Genomic DNA, 17835 nt, shown 5'->3' with positions numbered 1-17835 from the left:
GGGTGAGGTCAGCCACCAGACCAGCAGGCCGGCGGTGAGCACCACCATGAGAACCGTGTAGACGATCAGGGCCGCGTCGGGGTTGTCGCGGACGGGCATGGCGGGAACGGCGGACAGCATGCGGGCGGTCTCCTCGGATCGTCGCGGCGCGGCGGGGCGCAAGCATGGAGCACGCATAGTGTAGTGCCAAGCATCAAGAAAAGCTAAGAGACGTGAGCAGATGCCGAATCTACAACGCGGATTGTTGCTCGGCGGGTGGCAGTATGGGAGTATGTGCCCTATGTCGACGCCGCTGACGACGCAATCCCTCGCCGACCGTGCGGGCGCGGACGGCGAGACCTGGGCGCTCGGCCCGGGCGCCGTGAGCTGGGAGGTGCTGCGCAACCCGGCCGTCTTCGTCATCGCACTGTTGCGCGAGGGGCTGCTGCTGACCCTGCACCCGCAGTTCGCCGCCGCGGCGGTCGACCACGACCGCGTCCACCAGGACCCGGTCACCCGCTATCGCACCATTGCGCGCTACGCGTACTCGACCGTCTACGGCTCGCGCGCGGACGCCGAGCGCGTCGCCGGGTTCGTGCGGCGCAACCACAGCCGGGTCGTCGGCGTCGAGCCGATCACCGGGCTGCCCTACCAGGCGCACTCGGCCTACGAGCTGGCCCTGACGCAGGCGCTGCTCAGTGACTCCTGGATCGCCGCGTACGAGCTGCTCGTGCGCCCGTTGAGCGGGTCCGAGCGCGACCGGTTCCTGCAGGAGCAGAAGCTCGCCGGCGCTCTGCTGGGCATACCGCCCGAGCATCTGCCTGGGACGATGGCCGAGCTGCAGGCCTTCATCGCGGCCGCCACCGAGCGCTGGGCCGCTGGGCTGCAGGCCCGCGAGATCCTGCGCCCGTTCACCATGGGGGAGTACCCGCAGGGCAGCGTCATCGGCGACCTTCCGCCGCTCAAGCGAAAGGCCGCGGCGCGCGTGATCCGGGCGCTCTCGGACATCTGCCTGCTGACCGTCCGCCCGCGGGAACTCGAGCTGTTCTCGCTGCCGCGCCGCGCCGAGCTCCGCGCCGAGTGGGCGGTGCGGGCTTCGGCGCGCGCGCTCGCGGCCGCCCTGGGCAGCGCGCGGGGGACCGCCGCGTGGGACGGCTTCATGAAGTCCGACGTCGCGGCGATCATGCGCCGCGCGCGGGCAGCCGAGGCGGCAGCCGGCGGCTACGACGCGGCGTCTCGCAGCTTCGTGGCGCCCGACCCGGCCCCGTTCGTCACGGCGATCGACGACCTCGTACCGAACATGCGCCCCGACGTGCTCGAGGCCATCACGGGCGCGACGCGCTGATGGCCGCCGTCGTGGAGGCCCAGAGCCCGAAGATCGCGATCGTCGGGGCGGGCTTCGGTGGGCTCGCCGCCGCGCTCGAGCTGCAGAGGCGCGGCGAGCGCGACTTCGTGATCCTCGACCGCCAGCAGCGCGTCGGCGGCGTCTGGGCCGCCAACACCTACCCGGGAGCGGCCTGCGACGTCCCCTCTGAGATCTACTCGTTCTCCTTCGCCCTGAAGCGCGACTGGTCCCGGCGCTTCGGTACCCAGCCGGAGATCCAGGCCTACCTCGACGAGGTCGCCCGCGACGCGGGCCTGCTCGACCATCTGCGCCTCGGCGTGGAGGTCACGAGCGCCGCCTGGGACGACGACAGCGGTCGCTGGCTGCTCCGCACCGCTGACGGCGAGGAGCTGCACCCTGAGGTGCTGGTGTGCGCGACCGGGCAGCTCAGTCGTCCGCGGGTACCGGACCTCCCCGGGCTCGAGACCTTCGCCGGGCCGCAGTTCCACTCGGCGCAGTGGGACCACGAGGTGGACCTGCGCGGGAAGCGTGTCGCCGTCGTCGGCGGGGGGGCCAGCGCGATCCAGGTCGTGCCGGCGATCGCCGACCTCGCGTCGGAGGTCACCGTGGTACAGCGCTCGCCGATGTGGGTGGTGCCGAAGTACGACTGGGCGACCTCGCTGCTGGAGCGCACGTTGATGCGCCTGCCCGGCGCGACCCGGGCGAGGCACACGTTCATGTGGTGGAAGTTCGAGGCCAACGCTCCGCTGATCTGGCGGCGCGCGGACCCGATGCGCAAGCTGATCGAGGCGCGCCTGCGACGCCTGATCCGGCGCAAGGTCGGCGACCCCGGGCTCGCATCGGCGCTGACGCCCGACTACCCCTTCGGGTGCAACCGCGTGCTGCTGTCGAGCCGCTGGTACCCGACCCTGGCCCGGCCTGACGTGCACGTCGTGCCCGCCGGTGTGACGGAGGTGACCCCGGACGGGCTCGTTGCCGCCGACGGCTCCGCGGTCGCGGCCGATGCGATCGTCTGGTGCACGGGCTTCACCCCGACCGAGTACCTCGCCCCGATGCAGATCACCGGCCGGGACGGCCGCGACCTGCGCGCGGCGTGGGCCGACGGCCCGGAGGCCTATCTCGGGATCGCGACCCCGGGCTTCCCGAACCTGTTCATGGTCTACGGACCGAACACCGGCTCGCTCACGAACACGATCATCTTCCTGCTCGAGCGCCAGGCCTCCTACATCGCGCAGGCGGTCGCCCACCTCGGTCGGACCGGGGCCGCGGTCGACGTGCGACCCGACGTCCACGGGGAGTTCGTCGCCGACCTCGAGCGCAAGCTGCAGCGCACGGTCTTCACCGCCGGATGCCCGGGCTGGTACACCACCGAGGCCGGGCGCGTGACCACGGTGTGGCCCGGGTCGCACGTCGCCTACGCCAGGGCCACGAAGCACTTCGACCCCGGCGACTACGAGCACCTCCCGGTGGTCGCGCCGGTCGCCACCGTGGGGTAGCGGCGTCCGGCAGTGGGGGCGTGTGCTCAGTCGCCCGGCTCGCCCGCGCGGCGGACCGCGCCCTGAAGCTTCAGGAGCTGGCGCAGAGCCAGGAGGATCAGGGTCTTGGCCTGGGCGCGGTTGATCCGCTCGCGCTCGAGCCACTCCACGGCGGTTGCCTCCGCCAGGCCCTGCCAGGCGACCACGACGGCCCACAGTTCGGCAGGCGCGTCGGCCGGGTCGCGGGCGGCGAGGTAGCGGATGAGGTCCGCGCGCGAGGCCTCCTCGTAGGAGTCCAGCAGCGCCTCGACCTCGGGATCGCGGCCGAGCCCGCGGGCCCCGAGCAGCGAGAGCCACAGCTCGCGGTTCTCCTGGACGTGGTCCAGCCACCAGTCCGTCATCACTTCGAGCGCGCCGTCGACATCGGGGTCCATCGTGGCCATCGGGCTCGGTGCCCGCGGCAGGTAGAGCATCGAGCGCAGGACCTCGAGGTAGAGCTTGCGCTTGGATCCGAAGTGGTAGGTCAGCAGGCCATGGCTGACCCCGGCTGCACGCGCGATCTCCGTGGTCGGGACCTCGCCGTAGGGCCGCGCGGCGAACAGCTCGCGCGCGATGCCGATGATCTGGCGACGACGGTCGTCACCGGCGAGCCGTCGGAACCGAGGCGGGGTATCGGGCGCGGACTCTCCGGTCGTCGCGGCGTCAGTGATCGACACAGGACGAGCCTACGCGTTGCTGACAGGACGCGCAACTCAGGTGCCCGACGGGGACTGGCACGAGATGCAAATGAGGAGACCGACACGCACGGCGGAACTCCCCGAAACTCTACGGTTCAGGTGCCTGAAACGCACTGACACTTCGAATTTGCGCAGAGGGTCTGATTGTGCGTAGGATGCGCTGAGCGCCAGGCTTACTGTCAGGCTGATAGGGAGAGATCGATCTTGCGGACGGGGAGCGCTTCGCGGCACGCGGGGCGACACGAGCGATGAGCCTTGCCTCGGACACCGGTCCGGGCGCGGTCGCGCCGCGCCCCAAGACCTCCGCTCGGCCCCCGCGTGCGCCCCGCATGCCCGGTGCGATCCACGAGATCGGCGGCATGCTCGACCTCGCGCTCCAGTCGCTGCGGGCAGCCGTCCGCCGACCGGTGACCTGGGGCCCGGAGTTCGTGCAGCAGCTGCGCTTCACGATCAAGATCTGCTTCTTCCCGCTGGTGCTCACGTCGTTCGCGCTGTCGTTCGGTCCGGCCGGCATCCAGGCGTCGAACTTCTTCTCCCTCGTGGGCGCGACCGACCGCATGGGCGGGGCCTACGTGATCATCGTCGTGCGGATGTTCGCCCCGCTGGTGAGCGCGATCGTGATCGCCGGGGCGGCGGGCACCGCGATCTGCGCCGACCTCGGGGCCCGCAAGGCGCGCGGCGAGCTGGACGCCCTGGCGGTCCTCGGCGTCGACCCGGTACGCAGCCTCGTCGTCCCGCGCCTGCTGGCGCTGGTGTCGGCCGCGTTCCTGTTCAACATCTTCGCGCTGCTGGCCGGGCTGCTCGGGCTGGTCGTCGTCGTGCTGCAGAACGGCGGCGCGCTCGGGCCGGTGTTCGCGACGTTCTTCGGCAACGCCAACGCGCTCGAGCTGCAGGCCGCCGTCCTGAAGACGGTCGTCTATGGAGCCCTCATCGCGATCATCTGCTGCTACAAGGGCATGAACGTCTCCGGTGATGCCCAGGGCGTCGGCCGGGCGGTCAATCAGGCCGTCGTGCTGGCGTTCCTGGCGATCGGGTTCACCGACTACGTGTTCAGCCAGTTGCTGCTCGCCACGCAGCCGGAGCTCTCGCAGGTGCGCGGATGAGCGCCCAGCCCCGGAGTCCCTCAGCCGGCGTGGACCGCGTCCTGCGCCGGGTCCTCGGCACCCGCGCCGAGGGCTTCGGTGACGCGAGCCTCTTCTTCTGGGGGGTCACGCGCGGCGTGCTCACCGGCCGGGTGCGCCGGTACTTCACCGAGGTGCTGCACCAGGCCAACATCCTCGCGGTCGGCTCCGTCTTCATCGTGCTCGCGCTCGTCTTCGCGTTCGGGCTCACGATCGGCATCCAGGCCGCCTACGGCGCCCGGCTCGTCGGCGCCCCGTCGGCCGCCGGGGCGTTCACGTCGATCGGCGACCTCCGGGAGATCGCGCCCTACGCGTTCGGCTACATGATGGCCGCGAAGGTCAGCACCGGATACGTCGCCGAAATCGGGACCATGCGGATCAGCGACGAGATCGACGCCATGGACGTCATGGGCCTGGACTCGCTGCTGTACCTCTGCTCCACGCGCCTGCTGGCCACCTGGATCATCCTGCCGCTGGTCTACGGCATCGCGATGCTCGTCTCGTTCCTCGGGTCGTTCATCTCCGTGGTGCTGCAGGTCGGCCAGGTCTCGATGGGCGGCTACCTCGAGCTCTTCTGGCGCTTCCAGACCCCGACGGACTTCCTCTTCTCCGGCCTCAAGGGCATGGCGATGGCGACGTTCGTCGTGCTCGTCGGCTGCTACTACGGCTACCGGGTCCGGGGCGGGCCGGTGGAGGTCGGACGGGCCACCGCCCGGGCGATGGTCGTGAACCTGATCGGTGTGCACGTCATCGGCATCCTGGGAAGCCAGCTCTTCTGGGGCGGCGCCCCCCGACTTCCGATCGGCGGATGAAGACCCGCACGACGCAGACCCGCGCGCTCGTAGCCGTCGCGCTGGCGGCCGCCGTCACGGCGTGCGCGGTCGTCCTGCTGGGCGGCGGGGACTACACGATCCGCGCGCAGTTCACGAACGCCGGCGGCCTCGTGAAGGGCGGCCTGGTCCAGGTCGCAGGACGCAAGGTCGGCTCGATCAGCGACATCCGCGTGTCCGACGACGGCCGCGCCGACGTCGTGCTGGAGATCAGCGACGGCGAGGTCACCCCGCTCCGGGAGGGGACCCGCGCGACGATCCGCTCGCTCGGCCAGGCCGGCATCACCAACCGCTTCGTGGCGCTGTCGCCGGGGTCCGGCTCTGGCGCCGAGCTGCCGGACGGGTCGGTCCTCCCCGTGGAGCGCACGACGAGCGTCGTCGCGCTGGACGCGATCGTCGACTCCTTCGGCCCGAAGGAGCGCGCCAACCTCAAGCAGCTCGTCGCCAGCAGCGCGGAGATCTTCGCGGGCTCGGGAGGCCGTCGGTTCAACGCGATGCTCGGGAAGCTCGATCCGGCGCTCGCCGAGCTGAACGGCATGGTCGGCGAGCTCGCCCGCGACCGCGCGTCCGTCCGGCAGGTCATCACCGCGGGCCACACCACCGCACGCGCGATCGCCTCTCGGCGCGAGGACCTGCGCTCCGCGGTCGCCGGCACCGCCACCGCGCTGGGGGCGGTCGCCCAGGAGCGCCGCGCGCTCGGCGAGGTCCTCGACCGGACGCCGGCCGTCCTGGCCCAGGCCCAGGGCACGCTCAAGGGCGCCGACGGAGCGGTCGTCGCGCTCCGTCCCGCGCTGCGCAAGGCGGTCCCGGTCGCCGAGCCGCTCGACGGCCTGCTCGCGCGAAGCGCCCGCGTCCTCCCGCGCGCCGCTCCAGTCGTGGCGCGCCTGGCCGATCAGCTTCCGAGCGTCCGGCGATCGCTGGCCGGGCTGCGGCCGCTGCGCACGCCCGCCGTGAAGGCGCTGACCTCCGCGCGCACGGCGCTCGACGACGTACGCCCGATCGTCCGCGGCGCGCGTTTCTACGGCTCGGACTTCGTGCTCGGCATCCTCAACGGACTCGTCGGCGCGGGCGGCTTCAACTACACGCGGGCCGGCCACTACGAGCGGCTCGACTTCATCCAGCCGCCGCAGACCAGCATCGGCGGCTTCGGCTCGACCCTGTTCCAGAACGGGGAGCTGATCCCCGGCATCATCGACATCCGCACGAAGCAGACTCGGCGCTGCCCCGGTGGCAACGTCCCGCCAGCGATCGACGGGTCGAGCCCGTGGGTCCCCGACGCGGACCTCTGCAGCCCCGAGCACAGCACCCCGGCCTCGGTGAACGACCCATGAGGCGCGCACCGATCGCCCTCGCGCTGCTCGCGCTCGTCGCCGTCGGTCTGCTCGTCTCCCGGGGAGGGGAGGAGGACGGCTACCGCGTCGCCGCGGTGTTCGACACGGCCAAGGGCATGGTGCCCGGCCAGCAGGTCAAGATCGCGGGCGCCGTGGTCGGGCGCATCGACCGCATCGACCTCGCCCCCGGGCCCAAGGCCCGGATGGTCCTCGACGTGGAGCGCCGGTACGGGCCGTTCCGGGCGGACGCCAGCTGCTCGATCCGGCCCGAGGGGCTCATCAGCGAGAACTTCGTCGAGTGCCGTCCCGGGACGGCCGCCCGGGACCTGGCGGCCGACGCCTCGGGGGTCCCCGTCGTCCCGCTGGAGCGCACGACCGTCCCCGTGTCGCTGCAGGACGTCATCGACGTCTTCTCCCTGCCCACCGCGCAGCGGCTCGGCGTGTTCATCACCGAGCTGGGGATCGCGGGGGCGGGACGCGGAGAGGACCTCAACGCGCTGCTGCGGCGGGCCAACCCGGCGCTGGCCTCCTCCCGCCGCGTGCTGGACATCCTGGCCGCACAGCGCCGTCAGATCGCCGCCGCCGTGACCCAGACCGACCGCGTCCTCGCCCGGCTCGGGCGCCAGGACGAGGACGTGCGCGGTTTCGTCACGCACGCCGCCGACGTCGCCGAGACGACCGCCGGGCGCCGGACGCAGCTCGCGAGCACCGTCGAGCGGCTGCCCGCCATGCTGCGCGCGGTCCGGCCCGGGCTGCGGGCCCTGGACGCGACCGCGCAGGATGCGACGCCGCTCCTGGGCTCAGTACGGGCGGCGGCACCCGGCCTCGACGAGCTGACCAGAACGCTTCCGGCGTTCTCGAACGCGGGGCGTCCGGCGCTGCGCTCGCTGACCGCAGTGACCCGCACCGCGCGACCGGCGATCCGCCGCGCGACGCCGGTGGTGGCGCAGTTGCGACGGGCGGCGTCGGACCTGGGAGTCCTGGCCCCCGACGTCGACCGCCTGCTCGTGAGCCTGCGGGACAGCGGCGGGATCGAGGGTGCGATGCGCCTCACCTACACGCTCGCGATCCTCGCGAGCTCCTACGACGAGACGTCGCACCTCATCAACTTCGTCGCGAACCTCGCCCCGAACTGCATCGTCGCCGAGCAGGCCGGACGCGACGAGCCTGGCTGCTCGCGCATGTGGCGCGCCCCCGGCAACGGCACGGTGCCGATCAACCAGCCGCGGTGCGGTCCGCAGCAGCCGCAGAACCTGTGGCGCAACTACCGCTGTCCGATCTCGGCGCCGCCGGTCGGGACCTTCCCGCGCGACGCGCGACCCAAGGCCTCCAGGCCGGCACCCCGCAAGCCGACAGCACCGGGCGGGAAGCCATCTCCGGCCGCCAAGGACCCCGTGCCCGCGCGACCGGCCATCCCAGGCCTGCCGGTCGACGTCCCGAAGCTCCTCGAGGGACTGCTCGGCAAGCGCGGCGAGGACGCGCCCGGTGACGAGAACGACGAGACCACCGCACTCCTGGACTTCCTGCTCAAGTGACCTCGTCGCGCCGCAACAGCACCCTCGCCTTGCGCGACCGCCGCGTCACCGCATTCGGCCTCCTGGCCGTGGTCGTGGTGCTCGTGGTCGGGTTCATCGCCTACACCGCGAACACCGGCCTGCCCTGGCAGGGGCGCGAGCGCTACACGGTGGAGGTCCCCAACGCCGAGCGCCTGATCAACGCCGCCGACGTCCGCATCGGCGGCATCCGGGTCGGGCAGGTGCTGAAGACCGAGGCGGTCTCCGAGCCGGGGGCCGAGCCCCACGCCCGGGTCGAGATCGCCGTCGACCCGTCGGTCGGCGGCATCCCGGTGGACAGCACGGCCCAGGTGCGGCCCGCCTCGGTCCTCGGGCTCACCTACGTGGACGTCGTGCTCGGGCGCAGCGACCGGGACCTACCCGACCGCGGGGTCCTCCCGCTGCGCCAGGCGCGTACGACCGCCAACCTCACCGACCTGTTCGAGGTCTTCGACCGCCGCTCGGCGCAGCGCTTCCGCTCGGCGCTCGCCGACATCGCCGGCGGGCTGCAGGGCCGCGGGACCGCGATCAATGCCACGATCCTCTCCACGAGCCGCCTCCTGCCCGCCCTGACGCGGGTCGCCGGCGTGCTCGCGGCGGGGCCGACGCGCCTCCCCGCCCTCATCACCGAGTTCGACCGGGCCAGCAGCGCCTTCGCCCCAGTGAGCGAGGAGCTCGCCGGCCTCGTCAACGGCGGCTCCCGCACGTTCGCGGCGCTCGCGCGCGAGCGAGACGCGCTCTCGGCCATGCTCGATGTCGCGCCCTCGACCGAGACCGCCGTCGCGCAGGCGTTCACGGCGATCCGGCCCGGCCTCGACGGGCTCGCCCGGCTCACCGTGGACCTGCGACCCGCAGCGCGCGCCCTGCCCGCCTCGCTGCGCCAGATCAACGCGACGCTGCGCGAGGGCGTCCCGCCGCTCCGCGCGCTTCCGGCGCTCGAGCGACCGCTGCGGACCGCGCTGCTGGCGCTCGACCGCCTCAGCCGCGCCAACGACACCGACGGCGCGCTGCGCAAGCTGCGGGACCTCGCCGCGACCTCCTCGAAGGCGATCTCCGCGCTGGTGCCCGCCCAGATCCACTGCAACACGCTCAGCCTCTTCCTGCAGGGCTTCGCCGGGACGTTCGGCACCCAGGGGACCGACCACGGACCCGCGCTCGCCTCGCTCTTCCTGTCGACGACCGGGGCGGAGAACGAGGGGTTCCAGAACGCCCGCCCCTCTCGCAACATCGGGATGAACCCGCTGCCCCGAATGGACGCGACGGAGTGCGAGTCCGGCAACGAGCCGTGGACCGGGCGCCAGCAGATCGGGAGCCCCGCCGGTCAGCAGCCCGCCAGCACCCGCCCGACGGCGCCTCCGCCCGGGGTTGCCGACCTCGCCCGGAAGGCCGGCCTGCTCACCGACCCGGAGGGGCTGCGGTGAGCCCGCGCGCCGAGCACGAGCTCCGCCGGCGGCACCTCGCGGCGCTCGCGGCCATGGTGCTCATCTCCGCCGTGAGCGTGTTCACCTTCGCGAAGGGCAGCCTGTTCGGTGGCGGCTACGAGATCCGTGCGGTCATCGCCGACGCCAACCAGTTGCGGGGCGGCAGCGAGGTGCGGATCGGCGGGATCCGCGTCGGTGAGGTGACCGCGATCGAGCGTGGGCCTGACGCGACCTCGGTCGTGCGCATGCGGATCGAGGACGAGGGGCGCCCGGTCGGGGCCGACGCGACGCTGACGGTCAAGCCGCGCCTGGTGCTGGAGGGCAACGCCTACCTCGACCTCAGCCCCGGGACGCCCTCCGCATCGGAGATGACGGCCGGCGCCACGATCCCGCTGGCCCGGACGGCGGTGACGCCGCAGCTCGACCAGGTTCTCGGCGCGCTGGAGTCCCCGACGCGCGGCGCCCTGCACCGCGGCATCGCCGGCCTGGCTGCGGGCCTCGGGAGCGCCGGTCCCGACCCGGGCGCGCTCGCCGGCTCCGGCACCCGCGGGCTGCGCCGAGCGGTCAAGGAGCTCGACGGCGCCCTCGCCGACATCACCACAACGACCCGGGCCTTTCGCGGGGACGGTCCGGGCGATCTGCCCCGCGCCGTCCGCGGCACGGGCGATGTCGTCGCCCAGCTGGCGACCGACCCGCGGGCGCTGGCCGACAGCGTCACGAACTTCAACCGGGTCTTCGCCGCGCTCGCCGACGAGCAACGGGCCCTGCGCGCGAGCATCAGCGGGTTCGCCCGTGTGCTGCGCCGCACCCCGGCGAGCCTGCGCGCGATCGACGGCGCGCTGCCGACCCTGACCCGGACGGCCCGGGCGCTGGAGCCCGTCCTGGACGCTGCGCCCGGTCCGCTGCGGTCGGCCAACGCCGTGCTCGACGAGGTCGACCGTCTCTCGCGCCGCGCCGAGCTCCCGGCCCTGCTCGACCGTCTCGATCCGGTCACCGCCACGCTGCCCGGGCTCGAGCGGCGCCTGCAGAGCCTGTTCGGCTACACCGACGAGGTCACGAGCTGCCTGGTCTCCAACGTGGTCCCGGTGCTGAACTCCAAGCTCGAGGACGGCAAGCACTCCACCGGCGACCCGGTGTGGCTGGACCTCCTGCACTCGTTCACCGGCTTCACGTCGGCGTCGACCTCCTTCGACGGCAACGGCGGGACGTTCCGCGCCGGACTGGCGTTCGGCCCTGCGCTCGTGCAGGGCGTCGTCCCCGGCCTCGGCAGCATCGCCGGCAACATCAACCAGGACATCCAGGGCGTGCGCCCCGCCTGGCTCGGATACGGGGTGGATCCCGAGTACCGGCCGGACAAGCCGTGCTCCGAGCAGAAGCTGCCTGAGCTCAACGTGGACCCCGCGCCGCCGCCGCGGTGGGCCCGGTTGCGCTCGACCCCGGGGAAGGCGGGGCGCCCGTGAGCCCGAACCGCCGAATCCAGCTGCGGTTCCTGGTGATCATCTCGATCCTCGGGATCACCGGCCTGGCGGCCACCGCCTACCTGCTCGTGCAGCAGCGGGCCCCGAACCCCTTCCAGGACGTCTACGAGGTCAAGGCGCAGTTCACCTCGGCCGACGCGATCGTCGGCGGCCTGGGCCAGCCCGTCAACGTGGTCGGCGTCAAGGTCGGGCAGGTCAAGAAGGCCGAGCTGGTCGACGGCCGCGCCGTCGTCACCATGGAGATCGAGCGCGACAAGGTGCCGGCGGTGCGGCGTGACGCCACCGCCGCCCTGGAGCCGGTGACGCCGCTGAAGGACATGCAGATCAACCTCGATCCGGGTCGGGCGCCCGCGCCGGCGCTCGCCGAGGGCGAGATGCTCGGCATCGGCCAGACCTCGCCGGTGGTCCCGCTGTCGGACCTGCTCTCGGTGCTCGACGAGGACACCCGCACGTTCTTCGGCTCGATGGTCGCGTCGCTGGACCAGGGCGTGTCGGGTCGCGGACCGGACCTGCGCAAGGCGCTGCGCGCCCTCGGGCCGACGACCCGCCAGGCCGGCCAGATCGCGGAGGCCATGGCGGCCCGGCGGCGCGAGCTCTCCCGCCTGGTCACGAACCTCGCCCGTGTCACCCAGGCCGCATCACGCGACCGCCGCCTCGCGTCGCTGGTGGCGTCCGGGAACGCGACGCTCGAGGCCGTCGCCGCGCAGGACGACGCGCTGCGCGCCGGCCTGCGGGAGCTGCCTCCGACCCTGGCCGTGACCGAGACCACGCTGGCCCATCTCGAACCGTTCGCGAAGGAGCTCCAGCCCACCCTCGCGTCGGTCCTCCCTTCGGTCCGCAAGCTGCCGGCGACCCTGGGGACCTTCGGCCCGTTCGCCGAGCACGCCCGCCGGTCGCTGCGCGAGGACGTGCGGCCGCTCGTGCGCGACCTCAACCCGCTGGCCGACGAGGTGGCGCCGGTCGTCCGCTCGCTCTCGGGACAGACCCCGCACCTGACCCGGTCCTTCCAGACGCTGACCTACTTCGTCAACGAGCTGGCCTACAACCCCGGCGGGCGCAACCAGGGGTACCTGTTCTGGCTCTCGTGGGCGCTGCACAACTTCAACTCGGTGATCTCGCTGAGCGACGCGCACGGCGGGATCGGTCGCGCGCAGGTCATGGCCAACTGCTACGGGACCCAGGAGATGGAGGGCCTGGGCGACATCTTCGATCTCTTCAAGGTCTGTCCCAAGTAGCCCATGGAAACGCGCTCCCCGTCCCTGCGACTCGTCGTCCTGCCGGTGCTGTTCACGCTGGCGTGCGTGGTGCTCACCCTGCTGACCTACTGGACCTTCGGCGGGCATCTGCCGCTGGAGCCCAAGGGCTACCGCGTGTCGATTCCCTTCAGCGCCTCCTCCAATCTCGTGGCGGGCTCGCAGGTGCAGATCGCGGGCGTGCCGATCGGCGAGGTCACCGAGGTCCGCCGGGTCGGCAACCGCGCCGAAGCGGAGGTCGAGATCGATCGGAGGTTCGCGCCCCTGGGTACGCAAGCCAAGGCGGTCGCCCGGACCAAGACGCTCCTCGGGGAGGGGTACGTCGAGATCGCCCCCGGGCCGCGCGAGGCGCCGCGGATCCCCGATGGTGGCCGGCTCGCCGCCCACCGGGTGGTCCGCAACGTGCAGCTCGACGAGTTCTTCGCCACGTTCGACCCACGGACGCGCGACCGGATCCACGAGCTCTTCGGCGGGTTGGCCGAGGCCGTGGACGGACGAGCACCCGAGATCAGCGGGTCACTGGGATCTGCCGCAGGTCTGAGCGCCGGGCTCGATCAGGTCCTCAGCGTGCTCGACACCCAGCGCACCGACCTGCAGGGTCTCGTCTCGAGCTCTGCCGACGTGCTCGGCGCCGTCGGCGACCAGGCCGGCCTCGTGCAGGCGGCGGTCCGCGCCGGGAACGACGTGCTCGCGACCACCGCCGACCGGGAACGCCAGGTCCGCGCCACCGTGCGCGCGCTGCCGCCGTTCCTGGCGCAGCTGCGCACCACGTCACGCACCGTGACCGCGGCGGCCCCGGACCTCAACCGCGCAGTCAAGGCGCTCGAGCCCCCGGCGGCCAAGGCCGTCCCGGCGCTGCGCGAGATCCGGCAGGCCGCACCCGAGTTCCGCTCCGTGTTCCGGGAGCTCACCGACGTGGTCGGCGAGGGGCGCCGCAGCCTCCCGGCGCTCACGGCGATGGTCGAGCCGGCCCGGACGGCGCTCGAGGCGTTCTATCCGACCGCCCGCGAGCTGATCCCGATCATGGAGCTGATCGCCGCCAACCCGGAAGGGCCCGTGGCCGCGTTCGCGAACGTCGCGAACATCACCAACGGCGTCTTCGTCGGTCCCGGCGGGCTCGTCCAGCATTACGCGACCGGTCTGCCGACCGTGTGGAACGAGACCATCGGCGGCTGGAAGAAGCGCCTGCCGACGAACATCCTCAACCCGTACGTCAAGCCGGGCGGCCTGCGCGACATCGAGACGCAGGGCTTCGTCAAGGCCTTCGACTGCCGCAACACCGACAACGTCCCGTACCTTCCGGCGATCGGCACCGGCTCGCCGCCCTGCCTGCTGCAGGGTCCATGGGAGTTCAACGGGACCTCGGCGTTCTATCCCCGACTGCAGCTCGCGCCCAAGTGAGCGCCGGACCGGTGGGGTCATTGCGGCGTGACGAGCCGCACCCAGGTGTAGACGTGCTTGAGCATGCCCGCGACCTCGAGCGTCTCGGTGGCCCGGACCCCGTCGATCGATCGGATGGAGTCCAGGATCGTGGCCAGCAGGTGCGCTCGCGTGTCCGCGAGGACCACCACCACGAAGTCGAACTCCCCAAGGCTGCGGACGACCACGGCGACGCCGTCCAGCGCGGCGAGCGCGGCCCCCACCTCCTGCACGGCGCCGCCGCGCAAGGTGATCCCGACGTTGGCGGCCGCCCCGCGACCGAACGCCTCGATGTCGGAGACCGCGCAGATCCGGATCAGGCGGTCGTCCTCCAGGCGGCGGACGCGCTGGCGGATCGTGCCCTCCGAGACGTCCAGGGCGGCTGCGATCCGCCGGTTGCTGCTGCGGGCGTCCCGTTGCAGCTCGGCGACGATCGCCAGGTCGAGCCCGTCGACCCCGGCGGCCTCCAGCGGCGGTCGTGCGACGGTGTCCAGCGCCGCGCCGGTGCGCAGGGTGGCCCACTCGGAGTCGAACCGCAGCACGTCGACGGCGACCTCGCAGCGCACCGCGGCGATCCCGTCGATCCGCGGGATCACCTCCCCGATGATGCGTCCGAGCTCGGCGCGGTCGCGGGCCAGCACCCCGGCGAACAGGTCGCAGCGACCGGTGGTCACGGTGATCGAGATGACCTCGGGGACGTCGGCGAGCTCGATCCCGACCTCGGCCGGGGAGCGGTCATCGACCGAGATCAGGGCGAACGCGAAGAACTGCTTGCCGAACCCCTCCATGTCGGTCAGGGCCACGACGTGGACCGCGCGGGTCTCCTCCAGACGCCGCAGGCGCGAGGCGACCGTCGCCTCGTTGACGCCGAGCGCGCGGGCCAGCGACCGGTTGGTCTCCCGGCCGTCCTGCCGCAGGCGCTCGACCAGGCTGCGGTCGAGCTCATCGATGCTTCCCGCGCCGTGTTCCATCGGCGCCTGACTCTAGATGCTGGGGCGGCGCACCGGACCGCCCGCGACACCGGACCACGACGAAAGGCGACGGCATGACCGCGATCCCGAGCACGGCCTCCGACATCGACACGATCTGGTTCCTGGTCTTCTTCGGAACGCTCGCGGCCGCGACGTTCGTCGCGGCGATCGTGCACGGGCGGCGGATCGGCGACGTGGTCCCGGTGGCCGTCTGCGTCGGTGCGCTGGTGTGCGCCCTCAACGAGCCGATCTACGACGAGCTCGGGATGATCACCTACGCCGACGAGGCCACGCGGGCCTTCACCGCCTTCGGGCGCGACATCCCGCTGTTCCTGGTGGTCGGCTACGTGCCGTGGGTGGCCGGGATCTCCTACGTCGTGGCCCGGCTGATCGCGGGCGGGGCCACGCGCGGGCGGCTCCACCTCATCGCGCTGGGCTCGTTCCTCTCGGTCGTGGCGGTGGAGACCGCGGGGACGTCGGTCGGCTCCTGGACCTACTACGGGGAGGCGCCGCTGAAGTACCTCGGCGTCGCGCCGATGATGGCGCCGGTCCCGATCGTGTGCGGAACGCTGATCTACCTGCTCGGCACGGTGCTCGAGGGCCGGCGGCGGCTGCTCATCGGGATCGTGCCGGTCTTCTCGCTGCCCGCCGTGTACGCCGCGGCGGGCATGCCGATGTACGTCGCGCTGCACGGCGAGACCGCCAAGGGGGTGCAGTACCTCGCCGGGGTCGCGACGTTGCTGTTTTGCGCGGTCGTGGTCGTGGCGGCGACGCTGATCGCGGAGCGCTGGCGCGAAGGTGAGCTCGGCGGGACGCGGTCCGCTGCTCGGGAGGCGGCGCCGCCCGAGCGCGCACGGGTCCCGGCCGGCGCCGCCTGACGGGCGCTCAGCGGCGCGCGGCGAGGCCGGTCCCGGCGGCGACGAAGAAGTCCGTCGCCTCCTCGATGAGCTGCGGCTGGCTGAGCCCGCTGTCGGCCTGCCAGGCGACGAACATGTCGGCGATGCCCCCGATGGCCCCGACGGCCCGGGCGCGGACCCGCGCGGGGTCGGCGCCGCGAACGGCCCAGAAGCGGTCGGCGTGCTCCTCGATGGCGGCGGCGATGTGGTGGGCGGTGGCCGAGCGGCCGCGCATGACGGCCTCGTCGGTACGCGACCGCAGCCCCATGTCCCCGAGCCGCGGGTCCTGCAGCAGGATGTCCGCGAGCCCGGCCACGAGCGCACGGGCCCGCTCACGACGATCGCGGTCCGGGAGCGCCGTGGCGGCCAGCACGGCCTGCGCGCCCTGGCGGGAGATCTCGTCGAAGAGCGCGTCGAGCAGCGCGTTGCGGTCGCTGAAGGACTCGTAGAAGTAGCGCTCGCTGAGCCCGGCGCTGGTGCACACGCCGGTGACGGTGATCGCCTCGGCGCCCTTGGCGACGATCACGTCGAGCGCGGCGGAGAGCAGCTTGGCGCGCCGCTCGGCCGTGCGCTCGTCGGCGCTCTTGCCGCCGTACCGACGCTGGGGGGTGGCGGGGGACGTCACCGGCAGCATCGTACCGACGCCATCCGATCTGACAAGGATCTTTCTTGACATCTGACAAGGTCCCTGTCAGTCTGGCGCCATGGGTCACCGCGGGAGCGAGACGTCATGAGCCGAGCGGGGGTGGGGGTGCTCGCGGCGCTGCCGGTCGTCGCGCGCGTCTGCGCGCACACGGCCGCGGAGCGGGTCCGACCGGTCGGCGACGGAGACCCGGCCCGCGTGCCCACGGCGCCCGGTCGCGTTGGGACCGGTTGGCTCACCGCTGCCCTGTGCGCCGACGTGCCGGGAGCGCGCGTGCTCGCGGTCCGTGCGGGCGAGGGCTCCTCGGGCACGACCTGGCGCCGTGTCCTGCACCTCGACTACAACGAGGCCGGCACCGCCGCCGGGCTCCCGCGCTCGGTGTTCGCCAAGGCCTCCCCGACGCTGCGCCAGCGCATCACCCAGGCGATCACAGGACCGGTTGAGCCCGAGTTCTACACACGGCTGCGACCGCAGTTGGAGATCGAGGCGCCGATCTGCTTCCACGGGGTCGTGGACCGGCGGCGGATGACCTCGCTGATGCTGCTGCAGGACCTCGTCGCCGAGAAGGACGCGACGTTCCTGACCCCGACGACCACCGTGACCCGCGAGATGGCCCACGAGGTCGTCAGAATGCTTGCCACCGTGCACGGCACGTTCTGGGGCCGGCCCCGCCCGGCCTTCGCCAAGACCTACGTGCAGCACTGGCGCGACGCGCTGGACCTCGTGGACGTCGAGCGGTACTTCACCCGCTGCTTCGCCGAGGCGTCAGAGCACCTGACGTCCGGGGTGCGCGACGAACCCCGCCGCGCGTGGCGGGCCGTGCTCGCCTCGATCGCTGCGCACGACGCGGCGCCAGCGACGCTGCTGCACAACGACGTGCACCTCGGCAACTGGTACCGCACCGGGGACGGCCGCATGGGGCTGTGCGACTGGCAGGCCGTCGTGCACGGCAGTTGGGCGCGCGACGTCGCCTACGCCGTCACGACGACGCTCGCCGTCGAGGACCGCCGCGCCTGGGAGCGCGAGCTCCTGGACCTCTACCGCGAGCGCCTGGCGGCCGCGGGCGGGCCGACCCTGGACCCCGAGCAGGCCTGGCTGGACTACCGCCGACAGGTGTGGGGCGCACTGGCCTACTGGGCCCCGACGTTCAGTCCGCCGCGGCTCATGCCCGCCGACATGCAGCCCCGCGCGGTCTCCGGCAAGCTCCTGCACCGCATCACCACCGCCTGCGACGACCTCGATGCCTTCGCGGCGGCCGGGGTCTGAGGGAGACGACATGAACCCCGAGTACTCCGGCTTCCTGGATCCGCTCGAGCCGCTCACCGGTGCGAACACGACCGTGTTCTGGATCTTCGCCGCGGCGACGTTCCTGATGGTCGGCGC

The 17835-nt window shown here is 72.7% G+C and carries 15 protein-coding genes; 12 read left to right on the top strand and 3 right to left on the bottom strand.

The window, feature by feature from the left end; translation table 11 throughout:
• Positions 1 to 280: 280 nt before the first annotated feature.
• Positions 281 to 1324, top strand: a complete 1044-nt coding sequence (locus tag ABYE80_RS06225; RefSeq protein WP_372789399.1) for an oxygenase MpaB family protein — start codon at positions 281 to 283, stop codon at positions 1322 to 1324.
• Positions 1324 to 2820 carry a flavin-containing monooxygenase gene (locus tag ABYE80_RS06220; RefSeq protein ID WP_372789398.1) on the top strand — a complete coding sequence of 499 codons (1497 nt, stop codon included), beginning with the start codon at positions 1324 to 1326 and terminating at the stop codon, positions 2818 to 2820. The genes ABYE80_RS06225 and ABYE80_RS06220 overlap by 1 nt, the downstream gene beginning before the upstream one ends.
• A gap of 26 nt (positions 2821 to 2846) precedes the next feature.
• Here the strand turns inward: ABYE80_RS06220 and ABYE80_RS06215 are convergent, their stop codons facing one another.
• Positions 2847 to 3515 carry a TetR/AcrR family transcriptional regulator gene (locus ABYE80_RS06215; RefSeq protein WP_372789397.1) on the bottom strand — a complete coding sequence of 223 codons (669 nt, stop codon included), beginning with the start codon at positions 3513 to 3515 and terminating at the stop codon, positions 2847 to 2849.
• Positions 3516 to 3865: 350 nt separating this feature from the next.
• Between ABYE80_RS06215 and ABYE80_RS06210 the strand changes: the two genes are divergently transcribed.
• The 8 genes from ABYE80_RS06210 to ABYE80_RS06175 are packed head-to-tail and all read left to right on the top strand — an operon-like array spanning position 3866 to position 13924.
• A complete protein-coding gene (locus tag ABYE80_RS06210) occupies positions 3866 to 4639 on the top strand; it encodes an MlaE family ABC transporter permease (protein WP_372789396.1) in 774 nt (257 codons plus the stop codon).
• Complete coding sequence (locus ABYE80_RS06205) at positions 4636 to 5469, top strand: MlaE family ABC transporter permease (protein ID WP_372789395.1); 834 nt, start codon at positions 4636 to 4638, stop codon at positions 5467 to 5469. The genes ABYE80_RS06210 and ABYE80_RS06205 overlap by 4 nt, the downstream gene beginning before the upstream one ends.
• Positions 5466 to 6818, top strand: coding sequence for an MlaD family protein (locus tag ABYE80_RS06200; protein ID WP_372789394.1), 1353 nt, complete (start codon positions 5466 to 5468; stop codon positions 6816 to 6818). Before ABYE80_RS06205 ends, ABYE80_RS06200 begins: the two co-directional genes overlap by 4 nt.
• On the top strand, positions 6815 to 8353 hold the full coding sequence (locus ABYE80_RS06195) for an MlaD family protein (protein WP_372789393.1): 1539 nt from the start codon (positions 6815 to 6817) through the stop codon (positions 8351 to 8353). The genes ABYE80_RS06200 and ABYE80_RS06195 overlap by 4 nt, the downstream gene beginning before the upstream one ends.
• Complete coding sequence (locus ABYE80_RS06190; RefSeq protein ID WP_372789392.1) at positions 8350 to 9792, top strand: MlaD family protein; 1443 nt, start codon at positions 8350 to 8352, stop codon at positions 9790 to 9792. The genes ABYE80_RS06195 and ABYE80_RS06190 overlap by 4 nt, the downstream gene beginning before the upstream one ends.
• Complete coding sequence (locus tag ABYE80_RS06185; RefSeq protein WP_372789391.1) at positions 9789 to 11252, top strand: MlaD family protein; 1464 nt, start codon at positions 9789 to 9791, stop codon at positions 11250 to 11252. The genes ABYE80_RS06190 and ABYE80_RS06185 overlap by 4 nt, the downstream gene beginning before the upstream one ends.
• Positions 11249 to 12505, top strand: a complete 1257-nt coding sequence (locus tag ABYE80_RS06180; protein ID WP_372789390.1) for an MlaD family protein — start codon at positions 11249 to 11251, stop codon at positions 12503 to 12505. Before ABYE80_RS06185 ends, ABYE80_RS06180 begins: the two co-directional genes overlap by 4 nt.
• A 3-nt stretch (positions 12506 to 12508) precedes the next feature.
• Positions 12509 to 13924 (top strand): MlaD family protein, encoded by a 1416-nt coding sequence (locus ABYE80_RS06175; protein ID WP_372789389.1) that lies wholly within the window; start codon positions 12509 to 12511, stop codon positions 13922 to 13924.
• Positions 13925 to 13941: 17 nt separating this feature from the next.
• Here the strand turns inward: ABYE80_RS06175 and ABYE80_RS06170 are convergent, their stop codons facing one another.
• The gene (locus ABYE80_RS06170) at positions 13942 to 14913 is read right to left on the bottom strand and encodes an Lrp/AsnC family transcriptional regulator (RefSeq protein WP_372789388.1); all 972 of its coding nucleotides are present in this window, start codon (positions 14911 to 14913) and stop codon (positions 13942 to 13944) included.
• A 74-nt stretch (positions 14914 to 14987) separates the two neighbouring features.
• On the opposite strand from ABYE80_RS06170, the gene ABYE80_RS06165 reads away from it, so the two are divergent.
• Positions 14988 to 15791 carry a hypothetical protein gene (locus ABYE80_RS06165; RefSeq protein WP_372789387.1) on the top strand — a complete coding sequence of 268 codons (804 nt, stop codon included), beginning with the start codon at positions 14988 to 14990 and terminating at the stop codon, positions 15789 to 15791.
• A gap of 7 nt (positions 15792 to 15798) precedes the next feature.
• On the opposite strand, the gene ABYE80_RS06160 is transcribed toward ABYE80_RS06165, so the two are convergent.
• Positions 15799 to 16434: a TetR/AcrR family transcriptional regulator gene (locus ABYE80_RS06160; protein ID WP_372789386.1), complete on the bottom strand. Its 636-nt coding sequence runs from the start codon at positions 16432 to 16434 to the stop codon at positions 15799 to 15801.
• A gap of 105 nt (positions 16435 to 16539) precedes the next feature.
• On the opposite strand from ABYE80_RS06160, the gene ABYE80_RS06155 reads away from it, so the two are divergent.
• Positions 16540 to 17718, top strand: coding sequence for a phosphotransferase family protein (locus ABYE80_RS06155; RefSeq protein WP_372789385.1), 1179 nt, complete (start codon positions 16540 to 16542; stop codon positions 17716 to 17718).
• Positions 17719 to 17835: the final 117 nt, after the last annotated feature.

Source organism: Paraconexibacter sp. (assembly GCF_041602235.1).
Classification (GTDB): domain Bacteria; phylum Actinomycetota; class Thermoleophilia; order Solirubrobacterales; family Solirubrobacteraceae; genus Paraconexibacter.
The sequence above is the reverse complement of the archived record's forward strand: the minus strand, read 5'-3'. Positions and strand labels throughout refer to the sequence as shown.

Bases quoted from the DNA above. Each gene is read 5' to 3' on its own strand.
- ABYE80_RS06195 (WP_372789393.1), top strand. From the start codon at position 6,815: ATGAGGCGCGCACCGATCGCCCTCGCGCTGCTCGCGCTCGTCGCCGTC.
- ABYE80_RS06155 (WP_372789385.1), top strand. From the start codon at position 16,540: ATGAGCCGAGCGGGGGTGGGGGTGCTCGCGGCGCTGCCGGTCGTCGCG.
- ABYE80_RS06205 (WP_372789395.1), top strand. From the start codon at position 4,636: ATGAGCGCCCAGCCCCGGAGTCCCTCAGCCGGCGTGGACCGCGTCCTG.
- ABYE80_RS06170 (WP_372789388.1), bottom strand. From the start codon at position 14,913: ATGGAACACGGCGCGGGAAGCATCGATGAGCTCGACCGCAGCCTGGTC.
- ABYE80_RS06175 (WP_372789389.1), top strand. From the start codon at position 12,509: ATGGAAACGCGCTCCCCGTCCCTGCGACTCGTCGTCCTGCCGGTGCTG.
- ABYE80_RS06165 (WP_372789387.1), top strand. From the start codon at position 14,988: ATGACCGCGATCCCGAGCACGGCCTCCGACATCGACACGATCTGGTTC.
- ABYE80_RS06220 (WP_372789398.1), top strand. From the start codon at position 1,324: ATGGCCGCCGTCGTGGAGGCCCAGAGCCCGAAGATCGCGATCGTCGGG.
- ABYE80_RS06200 (WP_372789394.1), top strand. From the start codon at position 5,466: ATGAAGACCCGCACGACGCAGACCCGCGCGCTCGTAGCCGTCGCGCTG.
- ABYE80_RS06225 (WP_372789399.1), top strand. From the start codon at position 281: ATGTCGACGCCGCTGACGACGCAATCCCTCGCCGACCGTGCGGGCGCG.
- ABYE80_RS06210 (WP_372789396.1), top strand. From the start codon at position 3,866: ATGCCCGGTGCGATCCACGAGATCGGCGGCATGCTCGACCTCGCGCTC.